The organism is Cohnella sp. GCM10027633 (genome assembly GCF_042675445.1).
Lineage (GTDB): Bacteria > Bacillota > Bacilli > Paenibacillales > Paenibacillaceae > Cohnella.
Genome location: NZ_JBHTGV010000004.1, coordinates 295,761 through 317,990, shown reverse-complemented (window position 1 = coordinate 317,990; position 22,230 = coordinate 295,761). Strand labels below are relative to the sequence as shown.

Sequence of the window (22,230 nt, the reverse complement as noted above, 5' to 3'; positions counted from 1 at the left end):
CAAAGATGCGGCCGATATTGTAGCCGAGCGGCGAATTCGGTATAATGGCGTTAATGATAACGTTTGGCGCAAATATAGCGCAGGAGGAGAATTCGCCTTGGCTACGTTGAAAGATGTCGCTGAACACGTTGGCGTGTCCATATCGACCGTCTCCCGGGTCGTCAACAACGACGCGAGCCGTTCCGTCAATTCGGACACGAGACGCAAAATCTGGGACGCGGTCACCTTGCTCGGCTATCAGCCCAACAAGACCGCGAGGGAGCTCGTGAAGAAAATCGCCTCCAAGCCCGAATTCACGCATCGGGTCGGCTGCATCGTGGCCGTCAATCAGAACAAATACAACCATCCCTACTTCTCCCCGATTCTCGAAGGCATCGAGCGAGGCGTGCAGGAGCAAGGCGGGGAGCTGGCGTTCATCCATACGAACGAAGATATCAAGTCTCCGGAGACGCTCCATAAGATCGTGCAGGAGAGCGGCATCGACGGGATGATCGTCGTCGAGCGCATCGATCCCTCCTCTTACGAATACATCAAGCGTCACGTGCCGTTCCTCGTCGGCATCGATATTTCCGACACGACCATTCCGAGCGTCGGCTACGATCGGATGCAGGCCGCCAAATTCGCGGTGCAGCACTTGATCACGCGGGGTCATCGCCGGATCGGCTTCATCGGCGGCGCGGGCATCGCGCAGAACATCTCGAAAGAGAAGCGGTTCCTCGGCTTCAAGGAAGCGATGGAGGAAGCGGATCTGGACGTTCGCCAAGATTGGATTCTCGATTCGGGCTGGAACGTCGACAAGAGCTACGAGCTTATGAAGCGCGTGCTCGAGAACCAGGCCGATCTGCCGACCGCCTTCTTCGCCGCGAGCGACATGATGGCGATCTCGGCGATGAGAGCAGCCTTCGAGAGCAAGCTGCGCATTCCGGAAGATATCGCGTTCGTCTCGATCGACAACATCGACTTCGCGAATTACAGCTCGCCGCCTCTCAGCACGGTTCATATTCCGAAGTACGAGATCGGATGGGTGGCGGCGAAGACGCTATTCGACGTAAGCCGCAAGCAATATCCGATGCCGGTCAAGATTACGCTGCCGTTCGAATTGATCGTGAGGCAATCGACGTAAACCGCAATGACAATTGGATAATGTTGCAACGAAAATCTGCCGTCGTATTCGATGACAGGTTTTTTTTGCATCTACACTACGATTTTTCTACTTGTTTGCGGCAAACTTTGCAGACTTATTTGCGTTATTTCCTGTGAATAAATGATAAAATGAAAGCGTTTCTCCTGTATTGGCACCGATTTCATCAAGGAAAATATAATGAATTTGTTGATAATACGCGATTTTTTACATGTTTTTTGTTTGCGGCAAACTATTGCAAATAGTTGTTGACGAAGCGTTATTATTGGGTTAATATTCAATTTGTAATCCAAACTTTGCGGCAAAAACTTAACATGAGGATGTTACCTTGGAGGTGCGTGCAACTTGGCACAACAATTATTGCGAGTCGCCATGATCGGCGTCGGGGATATGGGAACCGGACATGCGATGGGCTTCGATCAAATAACGAATTGCGAAATGACGTGGATCGCGGACCCGAATCCGATGAACGTCGATAGGGCGCTCCAATACGTTCGCCGCAACAAGCCGAAGATCGTCGCCGATTATCGCGAGCTGCTGGCGCATCCGGATACGTTCGACGCGGTCGTCATTTCGGTTCCGAACTATATGCACCACGAAGTCGCGGTCGCTTTCATCGATCTGAAGAAGCATGTGTTCCTCGAGAAGCCGGTCGCGCCGTCGCTCGCCGAATGCGACGACATTATCCGCCGGGCCCGCGAAGCGGGCGTTATCCTGCAGATCGGGCTCGTCTACCGGTACTCGAGCATTTACAGGAGAATGCGCGAAGAGCTCGAGGAGAACCGCCTCGGGGACGTAACGATGATGTGGTGCAAGGAGTTCCGCGATCCGTTCCCGCCGGTCGACTGGTTCTACGACGAGGCGAAGTCCGGCGGCGCGCTCATCGAGAAGGATTGCCATCATTTTGATATTTTCAACTGGATGATCGGTTCCAAGCCCCGCAGGGTGTTCGCGTCGGGCGGTCAGCACGTCATCAAGAACGGCGAGCCGATCGACATTACGAACTGCTACACGCATTACGAGACGAAGGCGATCTCTACGAGCTCGATCGTGGACCACGCTTGGGTCATCGTCGAGTACGAGAACGGCAGCAAGGCGAACCTCGGGCTCTGCATGTACCTGAAGCCTCGCAACATGATGGACGAAGGACTCGAGATCGGATTGATCGGCAACAACGGCAGCCAGATGATCGCGAAGAAGGACAAGACGATCGACTTGTTCAGTTCGGTCGACCTGAACCGCGAGCGTATCGAATTCAACCACGAATCCGACGCGGTGAATAACGGCCATACCGGCAGCCAACGCCAAAGGCTCGCGTTCCTGAAGTCCATCGAGACGGGCGAGCCGCCGATCGCCAGCGGCGAAGTCGGCCGGGAAGCGCTCATGATCGCCCTCGCGGCGGAGAAGTCCATCAAGGAAGAACGGTACGTGTATCTCAGCGAGCTGACATAGAAGAGGTGAAGTAGCATTGCGCGCTAAGTGGAAAGAGGAGTTCGCGTTTTACTTGTTCATACTTCCCTGGATCGTCGGGTTCCTCGTCTTCTTCATCGGACCGGCGCTGACGAGTCTCGTGTACAGCTTCGCGGACTACAACTCGATCACGCCGCCGAATTGGATCGGATTCGACAACTACGCGAACTTGCTCGACGACGCGATTTTCAAGAAAAGTTTCTCGAACACGCTCTTCTTCGTCGTCGTCGCCGTACCGATCACGGTCGCGTTCCAGGTGCTCGTCTCGGTCGTCTTGAACGCCGAGGTGAGAGGGATCCGGATATTCCGGACGCTGTACTACTTGCCTTACCTCGTGCCTCCCGTCGCAACGGTCATTATCTGGCTGCTGCTGTTCGGCACCGACGGAGGCTTCGTCAACCGGTTGCTCGATCTGGTCGGGATCGGCAAGGTCGATTGGTTCGGATCCGAAGGCTGGAGCAAACCGCTCATCGTCATGATCGGCATCTGGAGCTCGGGCGGTCCGGTGCTCGTGTTCCTCGCGGCGCTCAAGAGCGTGCCCGGCCACTTGTACGAGGCGGCGACGATAGACGGATCGGGACGATTGCGCAGCTTCTTCAACATCACGCTGCCGATGATCACGCCGACGATTCTGTTCTCGCTCGTGCTGCAGATCATCTATTACTTCCAGATGTTCACGGAGTCGAAGCTGCTCAACAACGGCGGTCCGAACTACTCGTCGATGACGTACATGCTCAACACGTACAACACCGCGTTCCGCGACATGAAGTTCGGCTACGCGATGGCGCAATCGTGGGTGCTGTTCCTCATGATCCTGATCCTGACTTGGATCGTCATGAAGACGTCGAAGTCGTGGGTCTATTACGAAGCGGAGAAGGGGAGTTGATCGCGACCGATGGCCAAAGCACCTAGAATGCTGCTGCAATACGCGCTGCTCGTCGTCGGGCTCGCGATGTTCTCCGGACCGCTGCTCTGGCTGCTGTCCACCATGCTCAAGACGCAGGAGCAGACGTTCCAGTTCCCGCCGACGTTCGTGCCGGACCCGTTCACGCTCGGCGCGTTCGATCGCTTGTTCGATACGATGCCGCTCATGGGCCGCTGGATCGGCAACTCGTTCGCGATCTCGGGCAGCGTCGCGCTCGGTACGGTCGTCTTCGCTTCGCTGATCGCCTACGGCTTCACGCGGACGGCGGCGAAGTCCCGGAGGTTCCTGTTCCCGATCGTGCTCGCCACGATGATGATTCCATCTCAGGTAACGCTTATCCCGCTGTACCTCGTGTACCGGAATATCGGTTGGTACGATACGTGGCTGCCGCTCATCGTGCCGCAGATGCTCGCGAACGCCTACTTTATTTTCCTGTTCAGACAGTACTTCCTGACGATTCCGAGGGAGCTGGACGAAGCGACGAACATGGACGGGGGCGGACATTGGACGGTGTACAGCCGCGTCATCCTCCCGCTGTCGGGACCGGTCGTCGCCACCGCCTTCATCTTCTCGTTCGTGTTCTCTTGGACCGACTTCTTCACCCCGCTCGTGTTCATTCAGTCGGAGAAGCTCCAGACGCTCAGCGTCGGGCTACAGATGATCATGGGTCAGACGTCGCACGACTTCCCGGTACTCGCGGCGGGTTCGTTCCTCGCTCTGTTCCCGATCGGCTGCATCTACTTCTTCGCGCAACGATACTTCATCGAGGGGGTGGTGACGACCGGGCTCAAGTAAGTCCGGCGGCACGGCTCGAGCCATCATCTTAGAAGCCCTCGCAGAAGCGCAATTTACGCCATTCTACTAACGCGTTACTAGATTAGGGGAGGAATTATTCGATGAAGATGAACAGAAGAGTATCCGCCGTAACGTCCACGCTGATGATCGGAGCATTGTTGCTCGCGGCTTGCGGCAACAACAACAACGGGAACGAAGGGGCCTCGTCGTCCGCTCCGGCGTCGTCCGATGCGCCGTCGGCCTCGTCCTCGGCGAGCGTCGAAGCATCCGAAGCGCCTGCGGAAGTGTCCGGCAAAGTAACGTACTCGCAATGGGGAACGAACGTAGAGACCGAACAGACGAAGGAATTGCTCAAGGAATTCAACAAGAAGTATCCGAACGTCGAAGTCGAAGTCATCAGCAAGGACTGGGGCACATACTGGACGTCGCTCACGGCGCAAGCCGCTTCCAAAGACCTGCCGGACGTGTACAAGATGAGCTTCGCCTACGTCGACAAGTACGCCAAGCTCGGCGCGATGAAAGACTTGACCGATCTGATCTCGGGCACCGGCTTCAATACCGGCGACTTCGAGCCGGGCGTTCTCGCGGCGCATCAAGTCGGCGGCAAGCAAGTGTCGCTGCCTCGCGACGCGAACACGATCGTCTTGTTCTACAATAAAGGGCTGTTCGAGGACGCGAAGACGAACCCGACGGGCGTCGCGTTCCCGGGAGCGGAGATGACTTGGGACGAAGCGCTCGACATCGCCAAGAAGATGACGATCGACAAGAACGGCAAGACGGCCGCCGACGCGGACTTCGACGCGAACAACGTCGTGCAATGGGGCCTCACGGTCGACGCGGCGGGTTCCGCGGACTCGGTGCTCGAGCCGCAGATCGAATCGAACGGCGGCAAGCTCGTGAACGACGACCAATCGCTCGGACTGGAGACGCCGGAAGCGAAGCAAGTGCTCGAGTTCTACCGCGACCTCGTCGTGAAGCACCACGTTACGCCGACGTTCAGCCAAAGCCAATCGCTGGCGAAGGAGCCTTTCCTGACGCTGACGACGGGCAAGGTAGCGATGAGCTTCGCGGGCTCCTGGTCGGCCGGCGAGTTCAAGAACGCGAACATCAAGTTCGACGCGGTGCTGCCTCCGAAGTTCAAGGAGACGAAGACGGTCGTGCAAGTCGCCGGCAACGCGCTGAGCCCTTACAGCAAGAACGAGCCCGCGGCATGGGCATTGCTGAGCTGGCTGGCCGGTCCGGAAGGCCAAACCGCGCTCGCGAAGTCGGGCGGCGCCATTCCGGCGAACAAGCAAGCCGCGGCTGCCTATCTGGCGATCGACGACGGCTACAACAAGCAGGCGTTCATCGATTCGCAGAAGTTCGCGATCTCGGCGCCGTTCTTCGACGGCAAGGAGCGCCTGCTGTGGGAGATCCTGCCGCAGAAGCTCGCGCAACCGCTGTCGGGCAAAGGCGAGCTCGATCCGACCGTCGCGGAGATCAAGTCGCTGTACGGCAAGTGATCGATTCGCGGAATAGGGCGGGGTACCGCTAAATCGCGAAGTGGTGGGCCATGCGCCGGAATAACGGCGCGTGGTACCGCTAAATCGCGAAATGGTGGGCCATATGCTGGAATAACGGCGTGTGGTACCGCTAAATCGCGAAATGGTGGGCCATGCGCCTGAATAACGGTGCGTGGTACCGCTAACTCGCGAAATGGTGGGCCGTGCGCCTGAATAACGGTGCGTGGTACCGCTAACTCGCGAATGGTGGGTCGTGCGCCTGATTAACGGTGCGTGGTACCGCTAAATCGCGAAATGGTGGACCATGCGCTTGAATAACGGTGCGTGGTACCGCTAAATCGCGAATAGGCACGCATGAAGACAATGGGAAGATGAAGTTACCTTTGAGACGGTACGTTCAAGGCCATCTGCTCCCATTGTCTTTTTGCTGCGCTTTTTTGGGGTTGCCGTAGGCGGTCTTGGTTGAAAAAAAGGAGGCGCGATTGGTGTTGAGAGGACAACGATGGATTGGGCGGAGGGCGGCAGCGCTCGGATTGAGCGTGGCTGTCGCGTTGGGGATGCTCCCATACGCGGGCACGGCTTCGGCGGACGGCGCGGGCGGATCGGGCGGATCGGGCGGGTTCGCGAGATTCGCGGGCGAGCCGGCGGAATGGGCGGCGATCGATTACGATTCGGTATCGACGGCGGGCACGCTGCAGTTGCTGAAGACGGTGCAGCGGGACGGCAAACTGTACGCGCTCGTCGAAGGTTCGGCGGTGCGGGCGGAAGGCGTGTATTACCTGGATGCGGACAATAACGCGGCGACGGGATTCGCTTCGCCGTATTGGAGCAACGCGGGGGGCATCGATTACCGGATCGTCGGCGGCGCGCTGCAGAAGTACGAGGGCGGTAGCTGGACGGACGCGGGCATCGCGCAGGTCGCGCGAACGCCGGAAAGGGCAGAGCTCGCGGTCGATCTCGCGCTGATCGGGCTTGGCGGCGCCGGCGGCACGGTCAAGGTATCGTACGCGCAGGAGAGCGACAACTCGTACTTGCCGGATCCGGGCAAGACGATGCTGGATACGACGCCGGAAGCGGCAGCGTACGGGCCGGATCCTCTCGTGTCGATCGACGCGGAGACGTCCGATTGGGCCGCCTTCGAGCCGTTGGCCCGGTCGGAGGATGGGTTGACGGCGTTGTACGCGGCGATGAACAACGAGAGGTTGTCCGTGCTCGTCACCGGCAAAATGGGAGATTGGAACGACGTGTTCATCGACGTCGACGACGATAACGCGACCGGGTTTACCGCGAACTGGTTATGGAAGGGCAACAACGGGTTCGACTTCATGTTCGAGAACGGGTCGTTGTACGCGAACGATGGCGGCGGATTCGCTTGGGGTGACGGGCCGCTAGTCGTCGAAGGTCTACAATACGCGGCGGCCGGAGGGAACGACGACAAGGTCATCGAGATGTCCGTGCCGTTGGCCGGCTTGGGGCTGGAGCCGGGCATGCCGGTACATATCGGCTTCAGCGGGGCGAATCGTTATACGCCGTCGGCGGCCGCCTATGCGGTCAAGGTCGTGCCGTCGCTGCCGCGAGTCACGGTAGACGGCGACGGTTCGGAGTGGGCCGGCATCGAGCCGATCGGCACGGGCGTCGGCAACGCCCAGAAGCTGTCGGCGTTCGTCAAGAGCGATACGCTGTACGTGCTGGCACAAGGAGCGAGCTTGTCGGGGGAGAAAAATCTGTTCATCAATACCGACAACGACCCCGCGACCGGTCATCAGGGATGGCAATACGCAAGAACGGGCGCGGATTACCTCGTGCAGAACGGCAGCGCTTATCGCAGCACCGGGACAGGCTGGAGCTGGGATCCGGCGGCGGAAGTCGGGGTAACGAGCGTCGTCTATTCGGTATACGCGCCGCCGGGCACCGAACTGCTCGAGATGGCGGTCGATCTCGGGTCGGTCGCGGGGCTGTCCGGTACGGTGCGCGTCGCGCTGGGAGTCGGCGATGCTTATGCGCCGGCGGCCGGATCGGTCGCCGAGTATCCGATCGCGCTCACCGCATCCGGCGGAGAAATCGTCTTGGACGGCGCGAACGGAGACTGGTCCATCGTCGATAACAAGGCGACGTCCGGAGTCGCGACGCTGTCGCTCAAGGCGGTCAAGGATAATGATCGGCTTATTCTGCTGGCCGAAGGTTCGGACATGAACGCGCAGAACGACTACTATATCGACAGCGACGGGAACGCGGCGACGGGCTGGAGCGAATCGGCTTGGACCGGCGCGGGCATAGACTATAAGATCTCGCGTAACACGCTGTACCGCTACGACGGCGCGGGCGGCTGGACGGCCGCGGGCAGCGTCTACAACAAGCCGACGGCAACGTACGACCTGGTCTACGCGCGTCTTGGCGATATGGGCGCGACTCCGGCCGCGGCGATGAAGGTCGCTTACGTCTCGAAGAACGCGATCGCCTTGCCGGCTCGAGGCGGCGACATGCTTGCCGTCGACGCGGTCATCGAGGAAGCGCGCGAATCCGCCGCGTACTATCCGTTGGAATCGTACGAGGCATTGAACAATCCGTTCATGGGCTGGGCCGCATGGTCCCGCGATTCGCATAAAGAAGTCGGGGAATCCTACGCGCAGCCGCACTCTCTCGTCTATGCCGGCATTACATGGCGAGAGTTGGAACCTGTCAAAGGCGAGTTCGCCTGGGATGCGATCGAAGAGAAGTATCAATTCGATTATTGGACGGGGCTTGGCAAGCGGTTCAACCTCCGGATCGTGCTCGATCTGCCGGGTACCGATCCTTCGCATAAAGACATCCCCGATTGGCTGTACGACGAGCTTGTCGCCGCGGAGACCGAGAGCGGCGCGGGCAAATGGTACGATTCGAGCGCGGTCGGCTCGGGCTTCGCGCCGAACTATTCGAGCCCGGTTCTCATCGCCGAGCATGAACGAATGATCGCGGCGCTGGCGGACCGGTACGACGGCGATTCGCGCATCGCGCACGTGCAAATCGGCTCGCTCGGCCACTGGGGCGAGTTCCACAACTGGCCGGAGGAAGAGTCCGGCGCGTTCCCGAAGCTGGCCGTATCGGATCAGTACGTGCAGCATTACATCGACAACTTCGAACACGCGCTGCTCGGCATGCGCAAGCCGTTCCCTATCGCGGCGGCGAACGGTTTCGGGCTGTTCAACGACATTATCGGGGACGGCGAGACCCAGACGTGGCTGCGATGGATCGAGCAAGGCTGGGATCAGATTAGCGGATACGTGAACCAAGGACAGGATCCCGCTCAAGTCCAGGCGGATTCGCGCATGCCTGACTTCTGGAAGACGAACTTCTCCGGCGGCGAATTCACGAGCGGCAATCCGCTTCTCTCGATCAACGACGAGAAGTTCATGACGACGTTGGAGCAGATTCGCGCTTCGCATACGTCATGGATCGGACCGGCCGCGCCGGCCGACTACGTCGTCGGCAGCGGCGGCGTCACGCAAGACATTCAGGAGAACATGACGACGCTATTGACGACGATGGGTTACCGGTTCGTCCTCGAGTCGGTGAGTCACGAGGCTTCGGCGGCGCCGGGAACGGCGATCGACGTCGATACGACTTGGGTGAACCGCGGGCTTGCGCCGTTCTATCGCGAATGGCCGGTTGCGCTGGCGCTTTCCGATGCTTGGGGCAACCTCGTTCCGACCTCGGTTACGAAGGCGACGTACGCGGATATTCGCGACTGGTTGCCGGGCGAGCACGAGACGACGCTTAAGTTGAACGTTCCGTCGTCGCTCGCGCCGGGAAGCTATAAGGTACTCGTTGGCATTCTCGATCCGGGGACGGACGCGCCGGGCGTCAAGTTGGCGATCGAGGGCCAACGCTCCGATGGCTGGTACGCGCTCGACGCGCTGACCGTAACCGGCAACGGCGGCGGTACGGTATACGTGCCACCGTCGAACAATGGCGTGCAAGATATAAGCAACTTGCCGGCGCATGAAGCCGGCGGTCCGGTCAGCGTCGCGCTCGATGGCGGCAAGTCGGAAGCGAGGCTGCCGCTCGGGCAACTGATCGATGCGGGAGCTCCACTCGTACTGCGGAACGACGCGCTCGAGTTGGAGCTGCCGAAGGAACTGCTACAATCGCTGGGCGGAGGAGACGTAACTTCCGGCGCGCAGCTCGTGTTCGGATGGAAAAAGCTTGATTCGGCGCAGACCGCGACGGGCTCTGCGACCGTCGGCGTCTATACCGCTGCCGGAGAGGCGTTCGAATTGACGCTTGGCATCCGCGCCCCTGGCGGCACGGTAACGCCGGTAACGACGTTCGGCCAGCCGGTGAAGCTGACGTTGAAGCTGGCTCCGGGCGCGGATCCGCAGCTGGCCGCGATCTACTACTTGCCGGAGGGCGGAGAGCCCGAATACGTCGGCGGCAAGGCAACGGGAGGCCGGATCACGGCGTCGTTGATGCACTTCAGCGCTTACGCCGCGCTAGAGTGGAAGCGCGAATTCGCGGACGTGCCGGCCGATCATTGGGCGCACGGGGCGATTCAGCGGTTGGCCGCTCACCGCATCGTTAACGGGACCGGCGAAGACGCGTTCGCGCCTGGCCGCAGTCTCACGCGTGCCGAGTTCGCGGCGATGCTGGCAAGAGCGCTCGGCTTGAAGCCGACGGGCGCGCAACCGGCGTTCAAGGACGTCGTCTCCGGTTCGACGTTCGCCGAAGCGATTCAAGCGGCCGCGGACGCGGGTATCGTCGCGGGCCAAGGCAACGGGCGGTTCGCGCCGAACGCCGCGATTACCCGCGAGGAAGCGGCGGTGATGCTCGATCGCGCGCTGAAGGCGGCGGGCAAGCAAGCGAAATCCGGCGGGCTCGAAGCATTCGACGACCGGGGCGACGTATCGGCTTGGGCGCTCGAAGCGATCGGCAAGCTGGCGAACGGCGGCGTGCTGCAAGGCGTAGCCCCTGGCAAGCTGAAGCCGCAAGGCGTCGTCGATCGTGCGCAGATGGCGGTAATGCTGTCGCGCTGGCTAGATCTGATCTGAGGTGAGCGCATAAGATGGCAGACAGCATGACGCGGGCGGCGATTCGCCGCTCGCGGGCAGCGCTCGGTTCGACGGGCGCGTATATCGTCATCGTGACGGTGGCGCTCGTCATCGGCACGGTATCGTTCCTGAGCGCGATGAATTACCGGACGACGAAGTCGATCATGCAGGAGCGGGTAGGCGGGCTGGCGGAACAGATGGTGACGTTGCTCGGATACAAGATCGACGTTAACTTGAAGAACGATCTGGCGATGTCGAACGAGATGTTCTCGGACGCTTCGTTCCTGCGAATGCTTGCCGACTACGATTCCGCCGACGAGACGCGTTCGTTCGAAGGCTCGCTCGGCGTGGAGAACGCGTTCAAGAAGTACATCGCCGCGCAACCAAATTTGAGGAGCATCAGCTTCATTCCGGCCTCGGGCGGCAAGCTGCCGCTATCGACCGATCGGCAACTGAGAGCAGAAGCCGTCGCGGATGAGCCGTGGTTCCGTGAAGCGGTCGACAAGGCCGGCGTGGCGGCTTGGATTCCGCCAAGCGACGGAGGATTGCTCCGGACGACTTCGGATGCATTGTTCGGCTATGCACGCCTGCTGCCGGCCGGCATATCCGGAGCAGGAACCGATTACGTCATGGCCGTGGAACTGCAGGCAAAGCCGCTTGTTAGCGATCTGGCGTCGGTTAAAGTAACGGAGCGTTCGCGATTGTACGTCATCGATGCCGACGGCTCCGTGTTGGCCGGCTCGGAACAAGATGGCGAACAAGCCGCATCCGCGCCGGAAGCCGCGTTCGCGAAAAACGAGCTCGTTGCGGAAGCGGGCGGTTATTCGGATACGTCCGGCGCTGAACCGGCGTTCGTCGCGTACCAGCGTTCGCCGGTGACCGGGTGGTACGTCGCCTCCCGGACGCCGGAGAGCGACTTGACCCGCGACGCGCAACGCTTCAAGCGGGGGGCGGCGATCGTCGCCGCCATCGCGCTGGCCGCTGCGGTGCTCGTGTCCTTGTACTTGGCGGCGAGAATCGGCAAGCCGATGGCACGGTTGCGACGGCTGATGCAACGGGCGTCCGGCGGCGATCTGACGGGCAGAATGGGCGGCGGGGGCAAGGACGAGATCAGCGTCGTCGGCCGTCATTTCGACGGCATGCTCGAGCAAATCTCCTCGCTCGTCGCGCGCAGCGACCGAATCGCCCGAGAGATGGGGGGAATCGCCTCCGATATGTCCGGTGCCGCGACGAACAACGCAGGCGCGTCGGACGACATGCTCGGAGCGATCGGAGAAGTCGCGGCGGGAGCGGACAGCATGGCGGTCGAAGCCGAGAGGGGCAGCCGGGCGGTGGAAGACATGCGCGAACCGATCCGGTCCTCCTCCGACGCGCACCGGGAGATGACCGTCGCGGTGAAGCAAGTCGGGGACATCTCGGACGAGGGCATGAATATGCTGCGTCTCCTTCGGCTAAGCGCCGAGCGCGCGGAGCGATCCGGCCATGAAGCCGTGGCGCAAGCCGACAAGCTGCGGGATCGCACCGACGATATTCATCGCATTCTAGAATCGCTCACCGGGTTCGCCAAGCAGACGCGCATTCTGGCGCTGAACGCGACGATCGAAGCCGCGCGGGCGGGAACGGCGGGCAGGGGCTTCTCCGTCATCGCCGCGGAGATCGGCAAGCTCGCGGACACTTCGCGCGCGTCGATCGAGCACGCCGGCGGCATCGTTGCCGCGATCGTGACGGACGCGGAGCAAGCGGCGAAGTTGAACCGGGACATGTACGACATCGTGCGAGAGCAATCGGAAGCCGCGGCGGACACCGAGAGCAGGTTCGTGCGGGTGAAGGGCCTGATGGACGAGTCCGGAACCTTGTTACGCTCGCTCGGCGAAGCGTTGGCGCTCGTCTCGGAACGCCAAGCCGTCATGTCGGGCACGGTCGGGTCGTTCGCTGCGTCCGCGGAGCAGTTGTCCGCGATTTCGGCCGACGTCACGGGCAAGAGCGGGCGCCAGTACGCGATGTCGGAATCGCTGCGCGGCATGGCCGGACAGCTGGAGGATATTTCGAATCAGCTGTTGCGTTCGATGGAGCGATTCGTGTTGGAGCGGACGGAAGAAAAAACCAATCGGTAGAGATAATAACCTTGCGGGGGCAGTTTTCCGCAAGGTTTTATTTTCAATGCTAATATTCCTTGACAGGAATATTCCTGTACGGGTATATTAAGGGCATACTAATTTGAAGGAGCTGTTAGGATGGCAACGGAAGCGAATAAAATTACGAAGACGGTCGGCGAATTGGATTTAATCGTGGAACGGGAATTCAACGCGCCTCGCGAGCTCGTATGGAAAGCGGTGACCGAGCCGGAGCATCTGTCGCGTTGGTGGGCGCCGGGCGGATACACGATACCGGTATGCAGAATCGATCTGCAGCCGGGCGGCAAGTGGCATTATAGCATGCGATCTCCCGAAGGCGACGAGCATTGGGTGCTGAGCGTGTACCGCGAGGTCGTGAAACCGGAACGTCTCGTCTATACGAGCCTGTTCGCGGACGAGCATGCCAACGCGAACGACGCCATTCCGGAGCAGTTGAACACGATGAAGCTGTTCGCGCAGGACGATGGCAAGACAAGAATGACGGTCCAAGTTCACTTCGAACGCGCGGAAGACTTGAAGTGGACGGTCGAGGCGGGCATGGCGGAGGGCATGGCGAACGCGTTCGAGAAGTTGGACCGCGTACTCGAAGAGTTGCAATAAGCGGCGAGCGGAAAAGTTATTTCGTCCGAACGCCATCCTCGGCTACTTAATAAGCATAGGAACATTGCGAAGGAGCCCAATTGCCGCATGAAGTACCGCATCCCGCCGGACGAGGAGTTGCTGCAGGGCTACCCTACGACGACATGGCCGCGCTCGTACGCCGTCGGGCGCCGTCGTTCATCGCAGAGAAGGAGATCATGTATCGGGCGTCCATGTGGCGGCTTAAGGATTAGAAGCGGAATGCTTCGTCTACGATTGACAGCCTTGTCCTAATCCGATAAGGTTAGAGCCATAACGTATTCACGGACGCGAAGCACGCGCCGCTTGCCCCCTCGGGCAGGCGGCGTTTTTGCGTTTCGGGCAGGGGAGGGAGACACGGGGATGAGAAGAATGGAATCGGAGGCGACGAGACCTCATGATGAAGCATTCAAGAAGCTGCTGCAAACTTTTTTCGCGGAGTTTATCGCTTTGTTCTTTCCGGAGCTGGACAGGCTGCTCGATCACAGCCGGACGCGGCTACTGATGCAGGAACTGCTCGTCGATATCGTGGGAGAAGAGGCGCGTACGTTGGATTTGCTGGTCGAGACCCGGTATCGGGACACGGAAGCGTACGTTCTCGTGCATCTGGAGCCGCAGTCCTATCGGCAAGAAGATTTCGCGGAGCGGATGTTCATCTACTTCGGCAGATTGTTCGAACGGCACCGCAAAGAGCATCGCCTCATCCTGCCGATCGCGGTGTTCACGGCCGATGACGGTTGGGAAGCCGAGGCCGGGTTCGAGATGTCTGTTCCGGGGCGCAGTATTCTAAGCTTCCGTTATTGGAGCGTATCTCTACGCAAACAGGACTGGCGCAAGTTCGTCTTGTCGGACAATCCGGTGGCTGCTGCGCTGTTAGCCAATATGGGATATAATAAGAAAGAGAAGAGAGAGCTTCGGATCGCATACTTGCGCATGATATTACGACTTAAAGGGCGAATCGACGACGCGCGGCTGGCGCTTATTATGTCCGTATCTGATATCTATTACGAACCCAACATAGAAGAGGACGAATCGATATTGCGGGAGTTGCTTAGCCGCGATCCCGACAAGGAGGAGAAGATCATGGAATTGATGCCTGCTTGGAAACGATGGGGAATCGAAGAGGGCATGGAAAAAGGTCTGGAGAAGGGCAGGGAAGAAGGTCGCATGGAAACGCAGCGCGCGATCGTTATTCGCATGAGCGAGAAGGGCGCGACCGCGAATGAGATCGCGGATATCGTAGACGTTCCGGTCGAAGAAATCGTTAAATGGCTGCAAGAGTAGGGCAAACGGATAAAGGGCAGAGACGATATGAGTCTCTGCCCTTCTAACTTTGTCCCCCACAACTCAAACCTGCGCCAGCACGTCCCGCTTGAACTGCTCCAGCGCCGCGTCGGTGTCGATCGTGTAGCCGCACTCGAGGCCGACGAGGCCGTCGAAGCCGGTGCTCTTGATCGCGCGCAGGATGTTGACGTAGTTCAGCTCGCCGGTGCCCGGTTGCTTGCGGCCAGGGTTGTCCGCGATATGGTAGTGGTTGATGCGATCGATGTAGCCCGTCGCGTTGCGGATGACGTTGCCTTCGGTAATCTGCTGATGATACACGTCGAATACGAGCTTCACGTTCGGGCTGCCGACTTGATCGACCACGTCCACCGACTCGTCCGAGCGCTGCAGGAAGTGGCCGCGGTGATCTACGAGACCGTTGAGCGGCTCGACTTCGAGCACGATGCCGGCTTCCTCGAACAATGGCGCGCAACGCTTGAGCGTCTCGACCATCGTCTGCCGTTGCGCGTCGCGCGATAAGCCTTCGATCTCGTTGCCGGTTTGCGAGATGACGGAACGGACGTTCAGCCTTTTGCACGCTTCGATCGTCTCGCGGACGCCGGCCATGTAGGCGTCGCGAAGCGACTCGTCCACCAGGCTGATGAATTTCGTGCACGTCGCGCTAATGCCGACGCCGATGCGCTCTTGTTCCTTGGCGACGCGATTCAAATCCTTCAAGTCCCACCAGGCGTAATATTCGAGTCCTTGGAAGCCGTGCTCTTTGATTTTCTCCAGATGGTAAATTTCGTCCTTGCCTTGATAAGCGCCGATGCACAATGAAATGTTCATGAGATTCGAATGTCCTCCGTTCGGAATGTGAATTATCTTAAAGTGACAGGTTTGCCGGACGCGGCGGATTCGTTAGCCGCGATCGTGACCGCGTGCGTGCGCAGGGAATCTTCGTAATCGGAGAGAATGCGGGACGTATCGCCCGTCCGAAGGGCGTGCACGAACGCCTCGTCCTCGAGCGCGTAAGGATTCGCGGCATTCGGATGCTTCGTCTCACCGTCCTTCGTCAGTTCGCGGAGCCCGTCGCCTCTGATCTCGAGCACGCCGCGATCCGTATAGACGTCGAGGCCGACGTGGTGACCGACCGGAAGCAGGCACGTATTGGAGATCGTGGCGACCATGCCGTTCGCCAGCTTCATCGTAACGGTGCCGACGTCCGGCACGTCGGTGCCCGGCACGGCAACTCCCATGACTTGCAAGCTATACGCCGCATACACTTCGCTGACTTCGCCGCATAGATAGCGCAGCAGGTCGACGATATGCGTCGTCTGCTCGACGAATTGTCCGCCCGAGCCCGACCGTACGCGCCACCACGGCACCATCGGCATGCCGCCCATCCAATAACCGAGCGCCATGCCCGGCTTGCCGTCCGCTAGCAGCCGCTTCGCCAAGCCGGCCGATTCCATATAACGCCAATGGTAACCGACGGCCGTGATCAGCTTCGATTCGCGAACTTTGCGTCCGATGTCCGCGGGTAATTCGTTGTCGATGCCGAGCGGCTTCTCTACGAGGAAAGGAATTCCCCGCTCGATCAACCGTAGCTCCGCCGCGCCGTGGGCCATTGGAGGCACGCATACGTATACGCCGTCGAGTCCGCCACCGTCCAACATGTCGTCCAAGTTAGCGTACGCCCGCGCGCCGTTATGGGCGGATGCCGCCTGTTCCGCGCGCCGCCCGTCCACGTCGTAGAATGCCGCAAGCTCGACCCCTTCCATGCGCGCCAAGTTGTTCACGTGATAATTCGCAATGCCTCCCGTGCCGATGAATCCGAGTCTGATCGTCATCCCTATCCCGCCCTTTGTGTAGGATAATTCAACTCACGACATCATTGTAGTTCAGGCACTGTGCGATTAAAATATAAGATATAACGTATCCAGTATCGTAAAATGAAACCCGGGGTGCAAGTCTCATGCAATACGGCAGACATTTCTTGACGACGGAATGGGACAAGCGGCTGCCGCTTCATCTGACGAGCGTCGGCCTGAACGAGGACCAAGGCGTCATCCACCGGGAGGAAGGTTTCCAGACGTTCCACTGGATCCATACGGTTCATGGCGCGGGCGAATTCACGGTCCTGGGACAGACATTCCGGATGATGCCGAACCAAGGCATCCTGCTGAAGCCGGGCGTGCCGCACGGCTATCGGCCGGAGACATCGGCTTGGACGACGTGGTATATGACGTTCGACGGCGCGCTCGCCAGTCCGATTACCGCCTCGCTGGAGCTTCAGCACATGCAGCCGATCAGCTGGGAGCCGGATTGCGAGCTTGCGGACATTCATGACGTATATAGCGAGAAGTGCCGGTACAGCATCGACTTCGCCGGCGTGAACGGATCGCAGGAGGTGTTCGCGTTCCTTGCGCTGCTGAAGCGATACGGACAGACGAGCGGGCAGCCTTCCTTATCCAAAGGGCACGAGCGGTTGACGCCGATCTACCTGCTGATCGAGGAAGAGTACGGCGATCCGGCGCTCGGGCTCCCGCAGATGGCGGCGGCGCTCGGCGTAAGCCCGCAGTATTTGAACACGCTGTTCCGCAACAGCTGGGGCATCAGCCCGTACCAATATCTCGTGCAATTCCGGATCCAGAAGTCGAAGGAACTGCTCATCGCGGATAGAGGCCGAACGGTGAAGGCGATCGCGGGCGACGTCGGCTTCCAGGACGACAGCCATTTCGTGCATACGTTCCATAAGCTGGCGGGCATGACGCCGGTGCAATTCCGGATGCAGTACGGGGAGTAAGCGTATACAATTTTATGGTAATGCCGCCTTGAAGTAGACTGGCATAGCGCCGGAATGTTAGAATGAAGCGGGTGAAGCATAATGACGAACGATACGAAGAACGTTCCCGATAATGGCAATTCCACTGCCGCGCAAGACGAGCAAATGCATGAACTCGTCAAAGCCGTTCACCATAACGGCGTAGTATCCTTGAAGACGCGCTTCGACGACGTCGAAGGGCAAGTGATGATGCATGACATCTACGGTCCCGTGTTCGTGTTCAAAGCAAAAGACGAAGCGGGCGACGACTACGCGGTCGGCTTCTTCCTCCGCGAGCTGGTGTCGAAGTTCCAAGCCGGCGGCGACGTAGGCGAATGGATGGCTTCGTTCTACTTCGAACTGATGAATACGAAGGGCGGCCGGATGCTTCCGCGTCCTCCGCAGAACGAAGACGAAGCGAAGGCCGTTATCGATAAGGTCATCGTGCCTTCGTGCATCGCGGCCGTCAAGGAAGAGTTCGAGTCGGAAGAGCAGCAAGTGCACGTCGGACTCGATTGGAACCAAGAGCACGGACCGGTCCTGGAAGCGGGCTTCCCCGCGATCAAGGACGGCAACAACGTGTGCGCGTTCCCGCTCCACGTGCTGATGGCGCACTTGTTATTGAACCGCGAACCTTCCGAACTGGTCATCCAAGCGATGTACCGGATCCGCGAAGAGCACGGCTTGGATTGATCGGGTTCGGAACTACGAATACGACATACGGCCAAACAAACGAACCGGGAACGACGCCAGCGACGGCGCGTTCCCGGTTTGTTCTCGTTCGAGGCGCGTTAATTGGCGCGACCTTTATACTTGCCCATGTGGCTGAGCTTGACCTTGACGTCGATGCTTCCGAGCGAATCCGGCTTCAATAGGTATTCCTCGGCCCCTCCGAGCGACTCCCACTCCCGCGGGAACTTCCGGTAGAACGTCTGCTGAAGGGCGAACGGATCGCACCGCTTGGACACCCCCTTCAAGAACGTCTCCCGTATTTCCGACCGCAGCACGCCTGCCGTCATTTCTTCCAGCCGCTGCACGGAGACATCCTCGAACAGCTCCAGCACGAAGCCTTGCGCCCGGACTTTGACGTCGAACGTCGGCTGTCCGTCCTTATGGCCCGGATTCGCCTCGAAATCCGATTTGACGACCATAATGCCGGCGCTGTAAGGTTTCGACACCGGCACGTTGATGGCCGTGTCGCGCAACGTACGCTGAGACCATCTGGCGCCCTTCAGCTCATCTTCTGACATCCACGACGTCATGTCGCGGTTCGTGAAATAGAACCCGCCGTCGATGTGGAGCATCGGCTTGCGCTTCTTGTCTTCCTTCCAGTCCGTATCGTCGATTCCGATCGAAGGAAGCACCGCTGGATTGCCCGGCTCGTCGAGCCTGGAGATGAACCGATTGCCGGTAATCGGGACGTACACCTGCTTCGGCGAGAACATGACCGTGTCGAGGGGAGACAGATTGAAGATCGACTTCTGGACGAACAGGTCCGACAGCTTTTCCTTCGTACCATACATGTAGATGTTGTAGCGAACCTCGCGATACCGGTTCATCGCGCGGATCGCCTCGCGGATGCCTCTCTCCCGCAGGAACCTCTCCGTCACGACGAATACCTTCGTATGCCCCCAGTAGAGCGGCATCTGCGATGTCCGGTGCAGCACGCTCAGCGCATCGGAGATCGTAGGCCCTTCGGTGTGGCCGATCCAGACCGGAATCGGCTTGCCGAGCGTGGCCGTCTCCGTGCGCGCCACGTTGCCGAAGTTCAGCACTTGCGCATAGATGCCGTATTGCCCGTTCTCATAATCGAGCCCGATCGCCGTGACGTAGGATTGGTTCTGGATGTCGTTCGAATTCCAGCAGCCGAGCGTCGCGAGCAGCGGTAACAGCGCCAGCGTAGCTCGACGAACGCGCACGCGGAGGGGACTCATCGGTTTCCTTCCTTTCCGCTGTCTCCCGCATCGTCTTCGCCGGTCAGAAAGCGGGGACGCTTGTCCATGAACTTCCATGGCAGGCTGAGCACCGATTTCAACGCATCTTGCAGCCGCGGCGGCGACAAGGCAGGCAAATACGGGACGCCGAAAGAACGGAGCCGGGACATGTAGACCACGAGCAGGATCATGCCGAGGATCATGCCGTACATGCCCAGGAACGATCCGATGAAGAAGAAGAACATCCGCAGGACGCTCGTCGTCGTGCTGAGCATCTGATTGACGAGCGTGACTCCGCATACGGCCGTTATCGCTCCGACGACGACGACCGACGGGGAGACGAGGCCGGCCCGGATCGCCGCGTCGCCGATAATGAGCCCGCCGATCGAAGTCAGCGTCTGGCCGATCGGATTCGGGAGCCGTACGCCCGCCTCGCGGAAAATCTCCAGGAGCATGAGCAGGATGAACATCTCCATCTGCGCCGATAGCGGCAGTCCGAGCCGGGAAACGGAGATGGTGGCCATGAGGCGGAACGGGATTTGATCCTGGTGAAACGCCATCAGCGCGACCCAGATGCCTGGCAGGAACACCGAAATGAATAGGCTGATGAGCCGGATAATTCTGGCGAACGAGATGTAGGCATAGTTGAAATGCGCGTCCTCCGGCGATTTCATGACGAGCGTTAAGTCGGCGGGCCCGATGAGCGCCATCGGATTGCCGTCGACGAGAACGACGAAGCGGCCGGCCAACAGCGCCTGCACGGCGAAGTCCGGGCGGCCGGTGAACGCGACGAGCGGCATGATCGCGTACCTGGAGTCGGACAGCGCCTCCTCGATCTGGTTCGAGCTGAAGATGCCTTTCGCATCGATGGCCGCCAAACGCTCCCGCGCCAGTCGCAGCGGTTTCTCGGACACGAGGTCTTCGTAGTACAGCAAGCCGACCTTCGTCCGCGTCCGTTCGCCGAGCGTGAACGGTTCGTAGCGAAGCTTCGTGCTGCGCGCACGCTTGCGGATGAGCGCGGCGTTCACGACGATATCCTCGATGAAGCCGTCCTTCGCTCCCTTGATCGAAATTTCCGTATTCGACTCGAAAGGCATTCTTCTCGGCCTGTCGTCGATGCTGACGCGATACAGGCCGCCGAACGCCGCGAACAGCAGCACGAGTTCGCCCTCGAAGACGGCTTCGGCGATCGCGTCGGGATGCGGACGTTCCGGGAACGCGCCGAGCAGGAGCGAGCCCATCGCGCGCAATTCCTCTTCGCGGAACGCGCCGCTGCGCTCGAATTGCTTGCCGAGCTCGGGCAGTACGACCTGCGAGAGCGTCTTGCCGTCGCTTAGCCCGATGGAGTAGGCGAGCACGATCCGGGACTCGGCGTCCGGTCCGAAATCCCGCGTTTGCACGACGACGTCGGAAGAGCCCTCGAAAAGCACCCGCAGCCGTTCTTCGGTCCATTCCGCTTTTCCGTTAACGGTCATGCGGCGCCCACCGGCCTTTCCTTCCCGCCGATCAAGGCGACGGCAAGCCAGCAGGCGGACGCCGCGAGCATGACGGAGAGCGAGATCGGGAAGTAGTATTCGTACATCCAGACGTAGAAGTCGTATTCGTTGATCGGCAGCATGCCGGCGACGACGTAGCTGGCGATCGCGCCGAGCGCGATGCCGAGCCGCTTCCGCCCGCGCGCGCCCAGCAGTTCGACGAGGAGATAGACCGACAGGCTGACGCGGACGCATGCGCCGGCCATCCACTGGAAGATGGAGAAGAAGTCGATATGCTCGACGTATTCGCCGAGCTTCACGAGCCGCCATTGCTCGTAAGGGGATTCCATCTGCAGCATCGCTTCCGTCGGGCCGAATTCCGTGATGGCTCCGAGGACGGGACCGAACATGACGTAGACGGATATCGCGGCGAACAGGAGTATCTTCCACAGCTTGAGCTTCGCTTGGATCTTGTGTTGCATCGCGAGCAAGGCGACCAGCTCGACGAACCCGCCTCCCGCGTACACCATGCCGCCCCAGATCGGTCCGAATCCGTGCTCGGCGATCGGGACGAGCAACGTGAAGTCCTTATGCCGCATGTTGGAGAAGCCGACGAAGTACCCGAGGGCAATGACGATCGGCAGCAGGCAGGCGGACATCACGGCGATCGACCGAAGCCCCCATATAGCGGGCATCGCGCAGACGATCGCCATGGACAAGACGATCAGCAGCTTCGGGGTCATCGGCAAATAGTTCGCGAGCGTCCACGTCGTCGTGTGAATCGTCGTCATGCCGCCGATCATATACATCTGCGCGCACAGCGGCGCGACGAACAGCCATCCTGCGATCGGATGCGTCCGGGCCGACAACCAAGGGAGCAGCCGGCGTTGTCCGGATCGCTTCATGAACCAGAATAGCAGCCCCGACCACGCCAGGAACGGAACGCCGGCGGCGAGCACGGCGAGCCAGGCGTCGCGCCCGGAGGCGTCGAGCAGCATCGGGTTCACGATGACGTGGTTCGCGAGCCCGTTCATGAGCATGAGGATGATACAGGCTTGGAAGAAGTTGATCGTTCCGGAGGAGTCCGACATTTCGCTGCACCCGACCTGAGGATAAATTTG

General features: G+C 60.0%; 16 protein-coding genes. 11 read left to right on the top strand and 5 right to left on the bottom strand.

Annotation, left to right across the window (positions count from 1 at the left end; translation table 11 throughout):
* The first annotated feature begins 97 nt into the window (after positions 1–97).
* From ACFQZG_RS12850 to ACFQZG_RS12810, 9 genes are all read left to right on the top strand, one after another.
* On the top strand, positions 98–1,123 hold the full coding sequence (locus tag ACFQZG_RS12850; RefSeq protein ID WP_378153041.1) for a LacI family DNA-binding transcriptional regulator: 1,026 nt from the start codon (positions 98–100) through the stop codon (positions 1,121–1,123).
* Between the two features lie 363 nt (positions 1,124–1,486).
* Positions 1,487–2,593 carry a Gfo/Idh/MocA family protein gene (locus ACFQZG_RS12845; RefSeq protein WP_378153039.1) on the top strand — a complete coding sequence of 369 codons (1,107 nt, stop codon included), beginning with the start codon at positions 1,487–1,489 and terminating at the stop codon, positions 2,591–2,593.
* A 52-nt stretch (positions 2,594–2,645) separates the two neighbouring features.
* The gene (locus ACFQZG_RS12840; RefSeq protein WP_378153037.1) at positions 2,646–3,497 is read left to right on the top strand and encodes a carbohydrate ABC transporter permease; all 852 of its coding nucleotides are present in this window, start codon (positions 2,646–2,648) and stop codon (positions 3,495–3,497) included.
* 9 nt (positions 3,498–3,506) lie between these two features.
* On the top strand, positions 3,507–4,331 hold the full coding sequence (locus ACFQZG_RS12835) for a carbohydrate ABC transporter permease (protein WP_378153035.1): 825 nt from the start codon (positions 3,507–3,509) through the stop codon (positions 4,329–4,331).
* A 101-nt stretch (positions 4,332–4,432) separates the two neighbouring features.
* Positions 4,433–5,833 (top strand): ABC transporter substrate-binding protein, encoded by a 1,401-nt coding sequence (locus ACFQZG_RS12830; RefSeq protein WP_378153033.1) that lies wholly within the window; start codon positions 4,433–4,435, stop codon positions 5,831–5,833.
* A gap of 485 nt (positions 5,834–6,318) precedes the next feature.
* The gene (locus ACFQZG_RS12825; protein WP_378153031.1) at positions 6,319–10,857 is read left to right on the top strand and encodes an S-layer homology domain-containing protein; all 4,539 of its coding nucleotides are present in this window, start codon (positions 6,319–6,321) and stop codon (positions 10,855–10,857) included.
* Between the two features lie 14 nt (positions 10,858–10,871).
* Positions 10,872–12,971 (top strand): methyl-accepting chemotaxis protein, encoded by a 2,100-nt coding sequence (locus ACFQZG_RS12820; RefSeq protein WP_378153029.1) that lies wholly within the window; start codon positions 10,872–10,874, stop codon positions 12,969–12,971.
* Positions 12,972–13,091: 120 nt separating this feature from the next.
* Positions 13,092–13,592, top strand: coding sequence for an SRPBCC domain-containing protein (locus tag ACFQZG_RS12815; protein ID WP_378153027.1), 501 nt, complete (start codon positions 13,092–13,094; stop codon positions 13,590–13,592).
* Between the two features lie 381 nt (positions 13,593–13,973).
* Complete coding sequence (locus ACFQZG_RS12810; protein ID WP_378153025.1) at positions 13,974–14,894, top strand: Rpn family recombination-promoting nuclease/putative transposase; 921 nt, start codon at positions 13,974–13,976, stop codon at positions 14,892–14,894.
* Positions 14,895–14,957: 63 nt separating this feature from the next.
* Here the strand turns inward: ACFQZG_RS12810 and ACFQZG_RS12805 are convergent, their stop codons facing one another.
* Both ACFQZG_RS12805 and ACFQZG_RS12800 read right to left on the bottom strand, forming a co-directional pair.
* The gene (locus ACFQZG_RS12805) at positions 14,958–15,722 is read right to left on the bottom strand and encodes a hydroxypyruvate isomerase family protein (RefSeq protein ID WP_378153023.1); all 765 of its coding nucleotides are present in this window, start codon (positions 15,720–15,722) and stop codon (positions 14,958–14,960) included.
* A gap of 32 nt (positions 15,723–15,754) precedes the next feature.
* The gene (locus ACFQZG_RS12800) at positions 15,755–16,726 is read right to left on the bottom strand and encodes a Gfo/Idh/MocA family protein (protein ID WP_378153021.1); all 972 of its coding nucleotides are present in this window, start codon (positions 16,724–16,726) and stop codon (positions 15,755–15,757) included.
* A 125-nt stretch (positions 16,727–16,851) separates the two neighbouring features.
* On the opposite strand from ACFQZG_RS12800, the gene ACFQZG_RS12795 reads away from it, so the two are divergent.
* Both ACFQZG_RS12795 and ACFQZG_RS12790 read left to right on the top strand, forming a co-directional pair.
* On the top strand, positions 16,852–17,682 hold the full coding sequence (locus ACFQZG_RS12795) for an AraC family transcriptional regulator (protein ID WP_378153019.1): 831 nt from the start codon (positions 16,852–16,854) through the stop codon (positions 17,680–17,682).
* Positions 17,683–17,763: 81 nt separating this feature from the next.
* Positions 17,764–18,393: a hypothetical protein gene (locus ACFQZG_RS12790; RefSeq protein WP_378153017.1), complete on the top strand. Its 630-nt coding sequence runs from the start codon at positions 17,764–17,766 to the stop codon at positions 18,391–18,393.
* Positions 18,394–18,491: 98 nt separating this feature from the next.
* On the opposite strand, the gene ACFQZG_RS12785 is transcribed toward ACFQZG_RS12790, so the two are convergent.
* Genes ACFQZG_RS12785 through ACFQZG_RS12775 form a run of 3 tightly spaced genes read right to left on the bottom strand, consistent with a single transcriptional unit; the run spans position 18,492 to position 22,200 of the window.
* The gene (locus ACFQZG_RS12785; protein WP_378153015.1) at positions 18,492–19,634 is read right to left on the bottom strand and encodes a Ger(x)C family spore germination protein; all 1,143 of its coding nucleotides are present in this window, start codon (positions 19,632–19,634) and stop codon (positions 18,492–18,494) included.
* Positions 19,631–21,109 carry a spore germination protein gene (locus ACFQZG_RS12780; RefSeq protein ID WP_378153014.1) on the bottom strand — a complete coding sequence of 493 codons (1,479 nt, stop codon included), beginning with the start codon at positions 21,107–21,109 and terminating at the stop codon, positions 19,631–19,633. The genes ACFQZG_RS12785 and ACFQZG_RS12780 overlap by 4 nt, the downstream gene beginning before the upstream one ends.
* The gene (locus ACFQZG_RS12775; protein WP_378153012.1) at positions 21,106–22,200 is read right to left on the bottom strand and encodes a GerAB/ArcD/ProY family transporter; all 1,095 of its coding nucleotides are present in this window, start codon (positions 22,198–22,200) and stop codon (positions 21,106–21,108) included. Before ACFQZG_RS12775 ends, ACFQZG_RS12780 begins: the two co-directional genes overlap by 4 nt.
* Positions 22,201–22,230 lie beyond the last annotated feature (30 nt).

What these genes read in the sequence shown, in the direction of transcription:
- ACFQZG_RS12805 (WP_378153023.1), bottom strand. Translation starts at nt 15,722, where the DNA reads ATGAACATTTCATTGTGCATCGGCGCTTATCAAGGCAAGGACGAAATT.
- ACFQZG_RS12815 (WP_378153027.1), top strand. Translation starts at nt 13,092, where the DNA reads ATGGCAACGGAAGCGAATAAAATTACGAAGACGGTCGGCGAATTGGAT.
- ACFQZG_RS12790 (WP_378153017.1), top strand. Translation starts at nt 17,764, where the DNA reads ATGACGAACGATACGAAGAACGTTCCCGATAATGGCAATTCCACTGCC.
- ACFQZG_RS12835 (WP_378153035.1), top strand. Translation starts at nt 3,507, where the DNA reads ATGGCCAAAGCACCTAGAATGCTGCTGCAATACGCGCTGCTCGTCGTC.
- ACFQZG_RS12785 (WP_378153015.1), bottom strand. Translation starts at nt 19,634, where the DNA reads ATGAGTCCCCTCCGCGTGCGCGTTCGTCGAGCTACGCTGGCGCTGTTA.
- ACFQZG_RS12775 (WP_378153012.1), bottom strand. Translation starts at nt 22,200, where the DNA reads ATGTCGGACTCCTCCGGAACGATCAACTTCTTCCAAGCCTGTATCATC.
- ACFQZG_RS12795 (WP_378153019.1), top strand. Translation starts at nt 16,852, where the DNA reads ATGCAATACGGCAGACATTTCTTGACGACGGAATGGGACAAGCGGCTG.
- ACFQZG_RS12780 (WP_378153014.1), bottom strand. Translation starts at nt 21,109, where the DNA reads ATGACCGTTAACGGAAAAGCGGAATGGACCGAAGAACGGCTGCGGGTG.
- ACFQZG_RS12830 (WP_378153033.1), top strand. Translation starts at nt 4,433, where the DNA reads ATGAAGATGAACAGAAGAGTATCCGCCGTAACGTCCACGCTGATGATC.
- ACFQZG_RS12810 (WP_378153025.1), top strand. Translation starts at nt 13,974, where the DNA reads ATGAGAAGAATGGAATCGGAGGCGACGAGACCTCATGATGAAGCATTC.
- ACFQZG_RS12820 (WP_378153029.1), top strand. Translation starts at nt 10,872, where the DNA reads ATGGCAGACAGCATGACGCGGGCGGCGATTCGCCGCTCGCGGGCAGCG.
- ACFQZG_RS12800 (WP_378153021.1), bottom strand. Translation starts at nt 16,726, where the DNA reads ATGACGATCAGACTCGGATTCATCGGCACGGGAGGCATTGCGAATTAT.